Consider the following 13,574-nt stretch of genomic DNA (forward strand, 5'->3'; position numbering starts at 1 on the left):
CGGGCAGCCTAGAGTTTCGGCCCAGGCCGAATCTTCGCAACGAGTCTTCGGGCTGAAGCTTGGTTCTGAGTAGTGGGGCTGAATCTTCGAGTCGAACCTCCGGGAGGCGTGATGCCGTACCACCTCCACTTCGGGGAGGACGACTTCCTCAACTGCCGGTTCGCGCTGTCGCCCCTGTGGGAGACGCACGAGGCGGTACGCACCCTGCGGCGCCCGGAGCGGCAGGGCTACCACCCCGCCTGGCTGCGCCGCATCCGTTCGGCCGCCGCCGAGCTGGACCTGGAGCCGCTGTGGCTGCTGATGCCGCAGCGCGGGAACAGCCCGGACTGTCTGATGCCCCCTCCGATCGGACCGGCGGCCACGTTCGAGGAGGAGATCGCCGCCGTGCGCGCCACGGACCCCGAGCTGGCGCGGACCGAACTCGCGATCTCCCTCGCGGACACCCCGGGCGCCACCGAGTCCCCGGCCGGCCGGGCGATGCTCGCCGACCCGGCCCGTGCGGTACGGGAGCTGGCGGACACGACGGAGGCGGCCTGGCACGCCCTCGTGGAACCCGCCTGGCCGAGGCTCAGGGCCCTCCTGGAGGCCGACATCGCCTTCCACTCCCGCCGCCTCGCCGAGGTGGGCCTCGCCGGGCTGCTGCCCGAGCTGGACCGGCGGGTCGCCTGGGACGCGGGCAGGCTCACGGTCGACTCGCGGGGCGAGCACGTACGCGAACTGGGCGGCCAGGGGCTGGTGCTGATGCCCAGCGTCTTCACCTGGCCGGACGTGGTGAGCGGCTTCGACCCGCCCTGGCAGCCCGCTCTGGTCTATCCGGCGCGCGGCATCGGGGGCCTGTGGGCCGAGCCGTCCGACCGCACGCCCGAAGCCCTCGTACGGCTGCTGGGCCGGGGCCGGGCCGCCGTGCTGGCCGCGCTCGCGGAACCCGCCGCCACCACGGCCCTCGCACACCGCCTCGGCCTCGCGCCCTCGTCCGTCTCCGCGCATCTGTCGACGCTGCGGGACGCGGGCCTGCTCGTCGCGCACCGGTACGGGCACCAGGTGCTGTACGAGAGGACACCGCTCGGCATCGCGCTGGCCTCGGGCGGCGCCTGACGGGCCGACAGGGGCCGGGGACTCGCGGCCCCGCACTGTCACAGCCCCGAGCCGTGGCGGCCTCCCGGCGTAGCTGCCGCGCAGTGTCGCACCCCTGAGCGATAGGCCCGTTATGTCACGATGGCCGGAAAACCGTCACTGACGGTCACCTTCGCCCAAGGGGGCAGGATGTACCGGCCGACCCGTACCCGAACCCGTACCCGCGCGGCGCGCGCCGTGCTCGTCGCGTCCGCCGCGACCGCCGCGCTGGGACTCGTGACGGGCTGCTCGTCCCCGTCCGAGGGCGGCCCGGCCGCCGCCGTCCAGGAGACCCGCGCCGCGAACCCCGCCGCGGGCTCCGCGTTCTGGGTCGACCCGCAGAGCCCCGCCGCACGGCAGGCCCGTGCGTGGGAGCGGCAGGGCCGGGGGAACGACGCGAAGCTGCTCAAGCGCATCGCGGACCGGCCCGCGGCACTGTGGCCGGCCGGCGACCACCCCGAGCCGAGGATCAGGGAGGCGACCGCGGCGGCGGCCAGCGACGGCCGTACACCCGTGTTCGTCGCGTACGACATCCCGCACCGCGACTGCGGTCAGCACTCGGCGGGCGGGGCGCAGGACGCGGCGGCCTACCGGGACTGGATCGACCGGTTCGCGGGGGCCCTGGCCGACAGCCCCGCGCTGGTCGTCCTGGAGCCCGACGCGGTCGCGCACATCGTGGACGGCTGCACACCGGGCGAGTACCACGCGCAGCGCGAGCGGTTGCTCTCCGAGGCGATCGTGCGGCTGAAGGCCCAGCCGAACACGAAGGTGTACCTGGACGCGGGCAACCCGGACTGGATCGAGGAGCCGCAGAAACTCGTCGAACCCCTCGGCCGGGCCGGGGTCGCGAACGCCGACGGCTTCGCCCTGAACGTCTCCAACTTCCAGACGGACACGATCACCAAGGAGTACGGCCGCCGTCTCTCGGAGGCCCTCGGCGGCAAGCACTTCGTGGTGGACACCAGCCGCAACGGCAACGGCCCGCTGCGCGGCGACCGTGCGCAGGCCTGGTGCAACCCGCCGGGCCGGGCGCTCGGCACCCCGCCCACCACCGACACCGGCGACCCGGTCGTGGACGCGTACCTGTGGATCAAGCGCCCCGGCGAGTCGGACGGACAGTGCCGCGGAGGCCCCGCGGCCGGCCAGTGGTGGGCGGACTACGCGCTGGGCCTGGCCCGCAACTCCAAGCCCCAGTAGGTCGCCCGGACGCCGCGGGCCGCCCTTCGGTACGTCACTTCACCTGCACCCACTTCGCCTCGGACGGCGTCCCGTCCGCGTCCGACACGAACAGCATGTACCAGCCGGGCGGCACCAGCGTCCGGTCCTTCGGTACGGCCACGGTCACCGAGTCCTTCGACCTGGTGAGCTCCAGCGCGATGGACCGCTGCTCGACGTCCGTGGTGTGCGTGACCGCGCTGGGCCGCATCAGCCGGGCGTTCACGACCTTCTCCGGGTGCCGGGTCGCGAAGGTGGCGCGGCCCTCGCCGTCCACCTCCTGCGGTCCGTCGCCGAGGACGGGGCGGCCCTTGCCGTTCTTGTGCAGGGCGGGCGGGGTGAAGATCTCCATGCGCTGCTCGAAGTGGCCGAGCTTGGTGTTCTGCTGGTCGTCGAAGAGCGGGTCGGAGCCGAAGGTGGCGATCCGGCCGTCGGGCAGCAGAAGCGCCTCGGAGTGGTAGTTGCGGCCGACCTTCGGCGAGGCGGCCGTGCGGAACGAGTTGGACTTCGGGTCGTAGAACTGCGCCTTGTGGATGTTGCTGGCGCCGCGCCCGCGGTAGTCCTTGGCGCCGTTGGACGTGAACACCGAGTCGTCCGGCATGATCACGCTGTTCAGATAGCGGGTGCCCTGCGGCAGGTCGGGGCCGTCCTCGAAGGCGGGGTTCTCCTTCTTGAGGTCGACGACGGCCGTGCGCGAGGTCGACTTCTTGGACTCGCCGACCCCTCCGCCGCCGAGGATCATCACCTTCTGGTCCTGGGCGGGCGGCAGCAGGAGCGAGGTCGAGGTCTCCGTCTCGTCCGCGTCGCTCAGTCCGGGCACCTTCTGGAACTTGTTGGTCTTCAGGTCCCACAGGCCCGCGTCGCGGCCGAGTTCGGCGGGCCCGTAACCGGCGTTCGAGGCCGGGTAGAAGAGCTTGCCGCCCTTGGTGAGGAAGAGGGCCGGGTAGGTGGGGAAGTAGCGGTGGGGTCCCGGGGTCCACTTCTTCGTCCTCGGGTCGTAGATCTCGTTGTCACCGGGGTCGATCACGCCGACGTCGTCGAGTCCGGAGACCGCGAGCACCTTCCCGTCCTGGAGTCCGACGAGCGTCGGGTACCAGCGGGCCTTGTCCATCGGCTCGACGGGCACGTACTTCTCCGCCGTCGGGTCGAACTCGTAGGCGGCCTTGATCCCCTGGAAGTCCTGCTTCTCCATGGTGATCTTCTCGGAGAGGCCGTACGTGTTGTCGGCGTCCTTGCCCTTGAGACCGAGGATCTCGTACTGGGCGCGCTTGTCCGTGACCGGCGCCGGGCCGTCCTCGGTGGCCTCGACGAAGACCCGGGCCTCGCTCGCCTTGACCTTCGTCTTCCAGGGCTGCATGACACCGGCCCTGTTGTAGGTGATCTCCTGGGTGCGCTTGGCCTTGGGCACGGTGACGTCGAAACGGCTGATGTACTCGACGCCGGACGGCGAGCGGAAACGGGTGCCCTTCTTGAGGGCGATCGTCTTGTCCGGGTTCTCGTTCTTCACCCGCATACCGCCGCCGGCCCGCTCGACCTCCCCGTCGAGCAGTTCGTAGCGGGCCGTGCCACCGGCCACGAGCATCCGGCCGCTGGGCAGTTGGGCGTGTCCGGCACAGAAGAAGTCGGCCGGAGTGGCGATCTTCTTGAAGGTGTCGGCCTTCGGGTCCCACAGGATCGTGTCGAAGGACCCCTTGTCGAACTTCTTCTGCTCGTTGCCGGAACCCGCGACGATCAGCACCTTGCCGGTGTGCAGGAGCGCCGCGTGGATGGCGTTGGTGCGGAACTCCTTCGGGATGTCGAGCTGCTTCCAGGAGCCGTACTTCGCCTGGTAGCCGGGCTGAGCGATCTTGTACTCGTAGTACTGCTCCGAGGCGAAGCCGATGGCGGCCGGCGCGTTGAGTCCGGCGAGCAGCGCGACGCCGCCGACGCCGAGCAGCCGCTTCTGGGTCTTCTTCGAGAGCGTCGTCTTCAGTGACACGCTCTTCACGGACGCCTTCTTCAAGGGCCGGTGGGCCATGGCCTAGCTACCTCCTGTCGTACTGCTGGAGACCGTTCCGGCGGCGCTGCCCGCGAGGGCCGGGGCGGGCTCGGCCGCTTCGCCGATCCGCACGGAGGGCACGAGGCGGCGCTCCGCCCTGCGGGCCCTGGCCCGGGTCGCGGTCCACACCGCCACCGGGGAGAGGGAGATGGCCAGCGCCAGGACCGCCCAGGTGCGCATGGCCGCGTGGGTGTGGTCGAGCACGAACGACGCGACCAGGGACGACGTCAGGACCGCCGCCCAGAAGAGATGGATACGGAAGGTCGCGACGCGGTCGGGGCTGGTGTCGCCGCCCTTGGGGGTGATGACGAACCGGCTGGGACGGCGGATCAGGGCCGCGCCCAGGGACTTCAGGTAGATGGGCGCGGAGAGGGCCGACATCGCCATGCCCGCCAGACCGCCCGAGCCCTCCGGTTCGTGCGGGGAGACGTTGTGCCGCCGGTTCCACAGATACAGCCCGACCTGGAGTGCGGCGGCGTCGCTGTAGAGCATCAGCCACATGGAGGCCGAGACCTGCGTGCCGGACGCCCCGAAGCACAGGAACAGGACGCAGCTGAGGATGCCCAGCAGCCAGTTGACGGCCGTCATCGGGTAGTAGACGAGCATCAGCGTGTACGAGAAGAGCCGTCCCGGTGGCATCGTGAAAGGTGCCTTCCAGTACTGCTTGAACAGCGTCTCGTAGGTGCCGCGCGACCAGCGCATCTGCTGGGTGAAGAAGTCGGTCCAGGACGCGGGGCCCTCACCGACGGCCAGCACGTCAGGGGTGTAGACGGACTGCCAGTGGTGACCGGTCCTCGGGTTCTTGTGCCGGTGCATCTCGAAACCGGTGGCCATGTCCTCGGTGATCGAGTCGTACAGGCCGCCGACCTGCTTGACGGCCGCGATCCGTACGACGTTGTTCGTGCCGACGAACATGGGTGCGCGGTAGCGGTTGCCGGCGCGCTGGATCAGGGCGTGGAAGAGGAACTGCTGGGACTCGGCCGCCTTGGTGACGGGGGTGGTGTAGTTGCCGTACACCTGCGGGCCGACGACGAAGGCGACGTCCGGGTCGCGGAAGTAGCCCATCATCCGTTCCAGGAACTCCGGAAGCGGGACGTGGTCCGTGTCGACGGAGGCGAAGAAGTCGTACTCGCCGCCGTGCATCGCGATCCACGCGTTGTAGTTGCCGTGCTTGGTACGGGTCTTGTGGACGCCCTTCGCCCTGTTCCACTCCGGGACGCCGTGCCGGGTGAAGTGCCGGACGCCCAGCTCCTCGCAGAGCGCCTTGGCCTGCCCGTCGTCCCCCTCGTCCAGGAGCCAGACGTCGACCGGGCCCGTGTGGGTGACCCTGACGGCCCCTTCGAGGGTGGCGCGGACCATCGACAGCGGTTCCTTGCCGGGGACGAACGTGGTCAGGAAGGCGACCCGGGTGCCCTTCGCGGGGGTGACGGGAACGGGATCCCTGGCCACCATCGTCGCGTGCGCGATCGACACGACGTTGACGACCATGAAGAGCTCGATCAGGCCGATCGCCACGAGCATCGTGATGTCGAGGCCGACCAGCCAGCGGGCTCCGCCCTCGCGCTCCACCCAGTGGGTGGGCCACACGAGATAGACCAGCAGGAGTCCTGTGAGCACCGGGGCGAGCGTCATGAGCAGGACGGCTCGTATTCGGTGCGGCTCGCTCGACAGGAGCTTGGTGTACTGCACCCGGTAGGCCGAGCCGGACGGCTCCGTGAGCGGTCCGGCCAACCTGCTGTGGGTGTCGTAGTCGTAGCCCTCCGGCCGCACAGCGCCCTCCAGTGCCCAGTGATCGAACAAGCCGATACCCACACAAAAGTGGCATTACGTCGGCGTGTCGAACGGAGGGGGTCCAGGTGGGTGTTGTCTCCGACGGTTCGACGGGGGCTACGTCGCCGGGCGCGGGTCACGTGCGGCTGCCCGCGCAGTTCCCCGCGCCCCTGAAGACGGCGGCCGGGTGCCGGTCGTACGTGGCTGAGCGCGCCGTTCCCCGCGCCCCTGAAAACCACCTGGCGCGGCCCCGGCGGGCACCGTTCGCGCAGTTCCCCGCGCCCCTGAAGACGGCGGTCGGGTGCCGGTCGCACGTGGCTGAGCGCGCCGTTCCCCGCGCCCCTAAAAGCGGTGGTCGGGTGCGGGTCGTGTGTGGCTGGCCGCGCAGTTCCTCGCGCCCCTAAAAGATTGGGCCAGCGCCGGCGCCCTGCTTTTAAGGGGCGCGGGGAACTGCGCGAACGGCCCCCACCGGGGCCGCACCCGGGAATGAACCCGCGGAGCCACGCACCTCTCAGGGGCGCGGGGAACTGCGCGAGCAACCCCCACCGGGCCGCAGTCGGGATCAAAGCAGCCGCGGCACGCACCCTCCAGGGGCGCGGGGAACTGCGCGAACGGCCCCCACCGGGGCCGCACCCGGGAATGAACCCGCGGAGCCACGCACCTTTCAGGGGCGCGGGGAACTGCGCGGGCAACCCCCACCGGGCCGCAGCCGGGAGTGGATCCGCGGTGCCGTGCACCACCGCCGCCGGGATCACAACAGCCGTGTCACTTCGACAAGTGGTGTTCCACCGTGGACACCTTGGACGTGAGTCCGTCCGTCACGCCCGGCCGGATGTCCGCCTTCAGGACCAGCGACACCCGAGGCGCCCGCGCCTCCACCGCGGCGACCGCCCGCCGGACGACGTCCATCACCTCGTCCCACTCCCCTTCCAGCGACGTGAACATCGCGTCCGTCCGGTTCGGCAGCCCCGACTCACGAACGACCCGTACCGCGTCCGCCACGTACTCCCCCACGTCCTCGCCGACCCCGAGCGGCGTCACGGAAAAGGCGACGATCATGCGCCCACGATCCCCTCGTTGCGCGCGCGGGACTTGATGACCGCGGCCTCGGCCTCACCCTTGAGCTTGCGCTCGGCGAAGAAGCCGCCCGTCGGCAGTACGGACAGCACGAAGTAGAGCGCCGCGGTCTTCAGCCCCCACTTCGCCCGGTTCCACGCGTCGGCCCAGAAGATCACGTACAGCACGAAGAGGACGCCGTGGATCATGCCCATCACCGGCACCGCGTTGAAGTCCGTGGTCCGCTTCAGTACCGAGCAGACGAGCAGCAGCAGGAACGAGACGGCTTCCGGGCCGGAGACCAGGCGGAGGCGGCGGAGGGCGGAGGCGGTCTTGATGTCCACGGGTCACCTTCGATGTTTGTGAATGAGAGCACAAGCGCCCGCCCATTGTGGCATTGGAGTGCCGGCGGACCGCCTCAGGGGTCCCGGGACGAGGCCCCTAGGGGAACGGTCCGGGTCGTTCTCCACCCGTGGGACCTGTCGGCGGAGACGGCCCGCCCGCTACCTTCACTTCGTGGCGATGTTCCGACTGCAAGGCAGCAAGGTGCTGGCCGTCGACATGACCGGCGACGCCGTGAAGGCGAAGAACGGCTCCATGGTCGCGTACGACGGTCAGATGGCCTTCAAGAAACTCAGCGGCGGCGGCGAAGGCATCCGCGGCATGGTGACGCGCCGGATCACCGGCGAGCAGATGACCCTCATGGAGGTGAAGGGCCAGGGCACGTGCTGGTTCGCCGACCGGGCCAGCGAGATCAACCTGGTGAGCCTCCAGGGCGACAAACTCTTCGTCGAGTCGAGCAATCTCCTGGCGACCGACTCGGGCCTGCGTACGGGCACGTCCTTCACGGGCCTGCGGGGCGCCTCGCAGGGCAACGGGCTCTTCACGACGACGATCGAGGGCCACGGCCAGGCGGCGATCATGTCCGACGGCCCGGCGGTGGTGCTGCGGGTCAGTTCGCAGTACCCACTGACCGTCGACCCGGGCGCGTACATCGCCCATCAGGGCAATCTGCGGCAGTCGTTCCAGTCCGGCGTGACGTTCCGCACGTTCATGGGCGAGGGCGGCGGCGAGGCCTTCCAGATCCGCTTCGAGGGTGACGGCGTCGTCTACGTCCAGCCCAGTGAGCGCAACTCGATCGCGGGAGACGTGTGACATGCCCTTCCGTGAGATCAACTCGAAGATGATCGAGGCCACCGTCGCACCGGGCCAGAAGCTGTACAGCCAGCGCGGCGCGATGCTCGCCTACAAGGGCGAGGTCTCCTTCACCCCGAACCTGCAGAGCGGCCAGGGCGGTGTGATGTCGATGATCGGCCGCCGGGCGGCCGGCGAGGCGGCGCCCCTGATGACCGTGGAGGGCTCCGGCACGGTCCTGTTCGGGCACGGCGGCCACCACATCCAGGTGATCACCCTCGAAGGCGACACCCTGTACGTGGAGGCGGACCGGCTGCTGGCCTTCGACGGCACCCTCCAGCAGGGCACGATGTTCATGGGTTCACAGGGCGGCGTCATGGGCATGGTGCGCGGCCAGGTGACGGGGCAGGGCCTGTTCACCACGACCCTCAAGGGCCACGGCTCGGTGGCCGTCATGGCGCACGGCGGGGTCATCGAGGTTCCCATCACCCCACAGCGCCCGGTGCACGTCGACCCGCAGGCGTACGTCGCCCATCACGGGGACGTCCGCAACAAACTGTCCAGCGCGCTCGGTCTGCGCGATCTGATCGGCCGCGGTTCGGGCGAGGCCTTCCAGCTGGAGCTGAGCGGCAGTGGCGCGGTGTACGTGCAGGCGTCGGAGGAGAAGCTGTGACCACCTACCCGGGCACGGGCCCCGTGATCCACGACCCGGCGACCCTGCCGGTCGACGACAACGTGAACGCGTACACCTTCTGCGTGGAGCTCAAAGGGAGCGAGTGGTTCCTGCAGAAGGGCAAGATGATCGCCTACTACGGCTCGATGGAGTTCAACGGCATCGGGCACGGCCGCCTCGACCGCCTCGTGCGAACGTCTTTTCATTCGCCGTTGCACGCGAGCGACTGGGTGGTGGCGTCCGGCTCGGGCAAGATGCTGCTCGCCGACCGGGCCTTCGATGTGAATTCCTTCGACCTGGAGGAGGGCAACCTGACCATTCGCTCGGGCAACCTCCTCGCTTTTCAGCCAAGTCTCGCGCTGAAGCAGTCGATCGTGCCGGGCTTCCTGACGCTCATCGGAACGGGCAAGTTCGTCGCCGCCTCGAACGGCCCGGTGGTGTTCATGGAACCTCCGATCCGGGTCGACCCGCAGGCCCTCGTCGGCTGGGCCGACTGCCCCTCGCCCTGCCATCACTACGACCACGGGTACATGACGGGCCTGATGGGCGGTCTACGTGCGATGACGGGCATCGGCGGGGCCTCCGGCGAGGAGCATCAGTTCGAGTTCGTGGGGGCCGGCACGGTGCTGCTGCAGTCCAGCGAGGCGCTGATGGCGGAGCAGGCCGCGGGGGCGCTGCCGAACGAGCCGGGAGTGCCCGGCGGCGGCGGGGGGCCAGGTCACCAGGGACAGCCGGGCGGCGCACCGCGCCTTCCCGGACAGCTGGGGGACCTCCAGCGTCGCTTCGGGCTGTGAGCGGTAGTCTGCAGAGTGTGACGTCGAACGTGTGCACGTCGTCACACCACCCTCACTAGTTCGCCTTTCAACCTTTTAGGTAGACTTGATTCATGGAGACCGAGACGGCCACCCGCTGGCTGACCGATGCGGAGCAGTGCGCATGGCGCACCCACCTGGAGGTCAACAGGCTGTTGACGTACCAGCTCGAAAGGGACCTCCAGCCGTTCGGCCTGACGATGAACGACTACGAGATCCTGGTGAACCTCTCGGAGTCCGAGGGCGTACGGATGCGGATGAGCGACCTCGCGTCCGCCACCCTCCAGTCCAAGAGCCGCCTCTCGCACCAGATCACCCGCATGGAGAACGCGGACCTGGTCCGGCGCGAGAACTGCGAGTCCGACCGCCGCGGGCTGTTCGCGGTGCTCACCGACCACGGCCTGGAGACGATGCGGAAGGTCGCGCCCCATCACGTGGGTTCCGTACGCCGCCACTTCATCGACCTCCTCTCGCCGGAGGCCCTGGAAGAACTCCACAAATCCCTGACCCCCATCGCCGAACACCTGAGAAGCCAACGAGGCCGCCCGTAACCGGGCCGCCCCACCAGGGGGCCCGATAGGGGCGCGGGGAACGGCGCAATCTTTTGCCCTTGAGGGGCGCGGGGAACGGCGCAGTCTTTGGCTTTTAGGGGCGCGGGGAACGGCGCGACCAGCCCCCACCGGCCCGCAGGCTGATCACCGGCCTCCCGCAGGCCGCTCAGGCCACGGCAGCCGGAGCTCGAACAGAGCTCCGCCTGCCGGCGCCTCCCGCACGGTGAGCGAACCACCGTGCCGCACGGCCACATCCCGAGCGATGGCAAGCCCCAGCCCGGCCCCACCGTCATCCCGCGCACGGGCCTCGTCGAGCCGCACGAACCGCTCGAAGACCCGCTCACGCTCACCGGCAGGCACCCCCTCACCGTCGTCGGCGACCTCAAGAAGCACCCACTCCCCCACCCGCCGCACGCTCACGGAGACCGACGACCGGGTGTGCCGCTGGGCGTTGTCCAGCAGATTGCCGAGCACCCGCGCCAGCTGCCCGCGGGACCCGCTCACCTCCAAGGAGTCCGCGGTGTCCGCGGCCACGGACACCGCGACCCGGTCACCGGTCCGCTGTCCGGCCTCCGTACGGACGAGGGCGACCAGATCGAACCGCGCGTCCGCCGGCCGCTCCCCCGCGTCCAGCCGGGCGAGCAGCAGCAGGTCGGCGGCGAGCCGCTGCAGCCGTACGGTGTCCTCGACGGCCCCTCCCACGTCGAGCAGCTCCGGGTGCGCGGCGCCCACTTCGAGCTGGGTGCGCAGTGAGGCGATGGGGCTGCGCAGTTCGTGCGAGGCGTCGGCGACGAACCGGCGCTGCCGTTCCACGGACTGCTCCAGGGCGGCGAGCGTCTCGTTGGTCGTCCGGGCGAGCCGGGCGACCTCGTCGTGCGTGTCCGGCACGGGAACCCGCCGGGTGAGGTCCTCGGAGGCCGTGATCGCGGCCATCTCGCCGCGGATGTCCTCGACGGGGCGCAGCGCCCGCCGGGTGACCAGCCAGGTCACCAGGGCCACCACGGCCAGCAGCAGCGGGAAGCCGATGAGCATGACGGTCAGCGCCGTGCTCACGGCCTCCTGTTCGGCAGTCAGCGGCGCGCCGGCGTGGACGGTGACCGTGCCCTTGCCGTCCGCCTCCACCGGCACGGCGGCGAACCGGTAGTCCGCCGTGTCGCCGTCGATGGTCGCGGAGCCGTCGCTGAAGGAGGCCTCGCCGAGTTCGCCGGCCTCGTGCGGATCGTCGTCGCTGCCGCCGTCATCGTCGTCGTCGCCGCTGACGGCTCCGGGGGCCTGCGGCTTGACCCGGTCGACGCCCGTCCCGCTGATCCGCTCCAGGTCCTCGGTGACGGCGACGAGTCTCCCCGTCCCGTCCACGACCTGGACCGGCTGGTCGTCGCTGTCCAGCGAGAGGTCGCCGTAGGACTGCCCGGACGCGATGTCGGTGGCGACCTTCTGGGCGGCGCGTTCCGCCTCCGTACCGGCCTGTTCGCTCAGATTGGTCCACAGCGACAGCAGGACGGCGGCGCCGGCCGCGGCGAGCGCGACGGCCACCACGACGCTCGCGGCGAGGGTGGCCCTGGCCCGTACGGACCCGAGGACGCGTCTCACCTCGACTCCAGGCGGTAACCGGCGCCGCGTACGGTCCGGATCAGCGCGGCCCCCAGCTTGCGGCGCAGCGTGCTGATGTAGACCTCGACGATGTTCGGGTCCCCGTCGTACGCGAAGTCCCAGACGTGTTCGAGGATCTCCGCCTTGGACACCACCTCGCCCGCCCGCACGACGAGTTGTTCGAGGACCGAGAACTCCTTGGTGGTGAGGGCGATCTCGTCCTCACCGAGGTGGACGCGCCGGGCGGCGGTGTCGACCTTGAGATCGCCGAGCACGTGCACGGGCGACGCCCCGCCCGAGGGCCCGCGCCGGCGCAGCAGCGCCTTCACCCGGGCGACCAGGACGACGTACGAGAACGGCTTGGTGAGGTAGTCGTCGGCGCCGGTGTCCAGGCCCTCCGCCTCGTCGTACTCGCCGTCCTTGGCGGTGAGCATCAGGATCGGCACGTCGTGCCCGGCGGAGCGCAGGGCGCCGCACACCCGGTAGCCGTTCATGCCGGGCAGCATGATGTCGAGGATGACGAGGTCGTACGAGCCCTCGCCGGCCATGTGCAGCCCCTCCAGGCCGTCGTGGACCACGTCGACGGCGTACCCCTCGGCCGTCAGGCCCTTGGCGAGCGACAGGGCGAGCCGCTTCTCATCCTCCACGATCAACAGGCGCATGCGTAAAGAGTCGCAAACCGAACCTGAAGAAGCCTTCAGGGTGCTTCAGGTTCGCTTCAGCGTCGGTCGGCCAGATTGGGACACGTCGAAACGCACCAGACCAGTAGATTCCGGAGGAATCCCCATGAAGCGCAACATCGTCATCGCCAGCGTCGCCGTCGCCGCTCTCGTCGGAGGCGGTACGGCGACGGCCCTCGCCGTCACGGGTGACGGCAACGCGCCGGGCAAGCAGTCCAGCGTGCGGGCCACGGACGACGACCGCAACGACCGGGACGACCGGGACGACTCCGCCGACGACGACCGCAACGACCGTGACGACGACAAGGCCGACCGGGCCGACGACGCCGCCGACGCGAAGGCGGCGAAGGTCTCGGCGGCCGACGCGATCACGACGGCGCTCAAGAGCGTGCAGGGTACGGCCGTCTCGGCCGAACTGGACGACGAGGGCAGCAGCCTGGTGTGGGACGTGGACGTGCTGTCCTCGGGCGGCGCCTGGCACAGCGTCCGGATCGACCCGGGCACGGGCAAGGTGCTCGGCTCGCACACCGAGCAGGAGGACGCCGACGACACGGCGCAGGCGCGGGCCGCGCTGAAGGGGTCGTCCGTCACCGCCGTGGAGGCCGCGCGGGCCGCCGCCGCGAAGGGCACGGTCACGGCCGTCGAGCTCGACGACGACTCCCGTACGTCCGCGTGGGACGTGGAGACGACCGCCTCGAACGGCGCCGAGAAGGACTGGAAGGTCGACCTGAAGTCCGCGGCGGTCACCGCGGACACGTCGTCGGACGACAACTCGGACGACGACGGCTCCGACGACTGACGGGCGGCTGCCCCGGCGGGCCTTTCCTCGCCCCCGCCGCCCCTACCCGTTCCCGTCACCGACTCGGGGGCGCTGCCCCCGAACCCCCGGTCCTCAAACGCCGGACGGGCTGAGATGTCCCCGGACCGGCGGACATCTCAGCC

General features: G+C 70.3%; 13 protein-coding genes. 7 read left to right on the plus strand and 6 right to left on the minus strand.

The annotated features are described in order from the left end of the window. Nucleotides 1-111: 111 nt before the first annotated feature. Both ACFVH5_RS27055 and ACFVH5_RS27060 read left to right on the plus strand, forming a co-directional pair. The gene (locus ACFVH5_RS27055; RefSeq protein WP_385836350.1) at nt 112-1,095 is read left to right on the plus strand and encodes a DUF5937 family protein; all 984 of its coding nucleotides are present in this window, start codon (nt 112-114) and stop codon (nt 1,093-1,095) included. Nucleotides 1,096-1,263: 168 nt separating this feature from the next. Continuing rightward, a complete protein-coding gene (locus tag ACFVH5_RS27060; protein WP_385836351.1) occupies nt 1,264-2,310 on the plus strand; it encodes a glycoside hydrolase family 6 protein in 1,047 nt (348 codons plus the stop codon). Nucleotides 2,311-2,344: 34 nt separating this feature from the next. Here ACFVH5_RS27060 and ACFVH5_RS27065 read toward each other — a convergent pair whose 3' ends face one another. From ACFVH5_RS27065 to ACFVH5_RS27080, 4 genes are all read right to left on the minus strand, one after another. Beyond that, nucleotides 2,345-4,345, minus strand: coding sequence for a galactose oxidase-like domain-containing protein (locus tag ACFVH5_RS27065; protein WP_385836352.1), 2,001 nt, complete (start codon nt 4,343-4,345; stop codon nt 2,345-2,347). Between the two features lie 3 nt (nt 4,346-4,348). Beyond that, entirely contained in the window at nt 4,349-6,136 is a 1,788-nt protein-coding gene (locus ACFVH5_RS27070; protein WP_385836358.1) for a glycosyltransferase family 2 protein, read from the minus strand. Nucleotides 6,137-6,901: 765 nt separating this feature from the next. Next, nucleotides 6,902-7,195, minus strand: a complete 294-nt coding sequence (locus ACFVH5_RS27075) for an MTH1187 family thiamine-binding protein (protein ID WP_384816548.1) — start codon at nt 7,193-7,195, stop codon at nt 6,902-6,904. Then, nucleotides 7,192-7,536, minus strand: a complete 345-nt coding sequence (locus ACFVH5_RS27080; protein WP_107021265.1) for a DUF3817 domain-containing protein — start codon at nt 7,534-7,536, stop codon at nt 7,192-7,194. The genes ACFVH5_RS27075 and ACFVH5_RS27080 overlap by 4 nt, the downstream gene beginning before the upstream one ends. A 178-nt stretch (nt 7,537-7,714) precedes the next feature. Between ACFVH5_RS27080 and ACFVH5_RS27085 the strand changes: the two genes are divergently transcribed. The 4 genes from ACFVH5_RS27085 (at nt 7,715) to ACFVH5_RS27100 (ending at nt 10,362) form a co-directional block, all read left to right on the plus strand. After that, nucleotides 7,715-8,347: an AIM24 family protein gene (locus ACFVH5_RS27085; protein ID WP_210890576.1), complete on the plus strand. Its 633-nt coding sequence runs from the start codon at nt 7,715-7,717 to the stop codon at nt 8,345-8,347. A 1-nt stretch (nt 8,348) separates the two neighbouring features. Next, complete coding sequence (locus tag ACFVH5_RS27090; RefSeq protein WP_384816554.1) at nt 8,349-8,999, plus strand: AIM24 family protein; 651 nt, start codon at nt 8,349-8,351, stop codon at nt 8,997-8,999. Next, nucleotides 8,996-9,793: an AIM24 family protein gene (locus tag ACFVH5_RS27095; RefSeq protein WP_385836353.1), complete on the plus strand. Its 798-nt coding sequence runs from the start codon at nt 8,996-8,998 to the stop codon at nt 9,791-9,793. Before ACFVH5_RS27090 ends, ACFVH5_RS27095 begins: the two co-directional genes overlap by 4 nt. 92 nt (nt 9,794-9,885) lie before the next feature. Beyond that, on the plus strand, nt 9,886-10,362 hold the full coding sequence (locus ACFVH5_RS27100) for a MarR family winged helix-turn-helix transcriptional regulator (protein ID WP_385836354.1): 477 nt from the start codon (nt 9,886-9,888) through the stop codon (nt 10,360-10,362). Nucleotides 10,363-10,506: 144 nt separating this feature from the next. On the opposite strand, the gene ACFVH5_RS27105 is transcribed toward ACFVH5_RS27100, so the two are convergent. Both ACFVH5_RS27105 and ACFVH5_RS27110 read right to left on the minus strand, forming a co-directional pair. After that, entirely contained in the window at nt 10,507-11,952 is a 1,446-nt protein-coding gene (locus ACFVH5_RS27105) for a sensor histidine kinase (protein WP_385836355.1), read from the minus strand. Further along, a complete protein-coding gene (locus ACFVH5_RS27110) occupies nt 11,949-12,614 on the minus strand; it encodes a response regulator transcription factor (RefSeq protein WP_210889765.1) in 666 nt (221 codons plus the stop codon). Before ACFVH5_RS27110 ends, ACFVH5_RS27105 begins: the two co-directional genes overlap by 4 nt. 124 nt (nt 12,615-12,738) lie before the next feature. On the opposite strand from ACFVH5_RS27110, the gene ACFVH5_RS27115 reads away from it, so the two are divergent. Then, a complete protein-coding gene (locus ACFVH5_RS27115) occupies nt 12,739-13,431 on the plus strand; it encodes a PepSY domain-containing protein (RefSeq protein ID WP_385836356.1) in 693 nt (230 codons plus the stop codon). Nucleotides 13,432-13,574: the final 143 nt, after the last annotated feature.

It is taken from the genome of Streptomyces sp. NPDC127119, from assembly GCF_042677425.1.
Lineage (GTDB): Bacteria > Actinomycetota > Actinomycetes > Streptomycetales > Streptomycetaceae > Streptomyces.

Bases quoted from the DNA above. Each gene is read 5' to 3' on its own strand.
- ACFVH5_RS27075 (WP_384816548.1), bottom strand. From the start codon at position 7,195: ATGATCGTCGCCTTTTCCGTGACGCCGCTCGGGGTCGGCGAGGACGTG.
- ACFVH5_RS27060 (WP_385836351.1), top strand. From the start codon at position 1,264: ATGTACCGGCCGACCCGTACCCGAACCCGTACCCGCGCGGCGCGCGCC.
- ACFVH5_RS27090 (WP_384816554.1), top strand. From the start codon at position 8,349: ATGCCCTTCCGTGAGATCAACTCGAAGATGATCGAGGCCACCGTCGCA.
- ACFVH5_RS27115 (WP_385836356.1), top strand. From the start codon at position 12,739: ATGAAGCGCAACATCGTCATCGCCAGCGTCGCCGTCGCCGCTCTCGTC.
- ACFVH5_RS27065 (WP_385836352.1), bottom strand. From the start codon at position 4,345: ATGGCCCACCGGCCCTTGAAGAAGGCGTCCGTGAAGAGCGTGTCACTG.
- ACFVH5_RS27110 (WP_210889765.1), bottom strand. From the start codon at position 12,614: ATGCGCCTGTTGATCGTGGAGGATGAGAAGCGGCTCGCCCTGTCGCTC.
- ACFVH5_RS27055 (WP_385836350.1), top strand. From the start codon at position 112: ATGCCGTACCACCTCCACTTCGGGGAGGACGACTTCCTCAACTGCCGG.
- ACFVH5_RS27100 (WP_385836354.1), top strand. From the start codon at position 9,886: ATGGAGACCGAGACGGCCACCCGCTGGCTGACCGATGCGGAGCAGTGC.
- ACFVH5_RS27085 (WP_210890576.1), top strand. From the start codon at position 7,715: ATGTTCCGACTGCAAGGCAGCAAGGTGCTGGCCGTCGACATGACCGGC.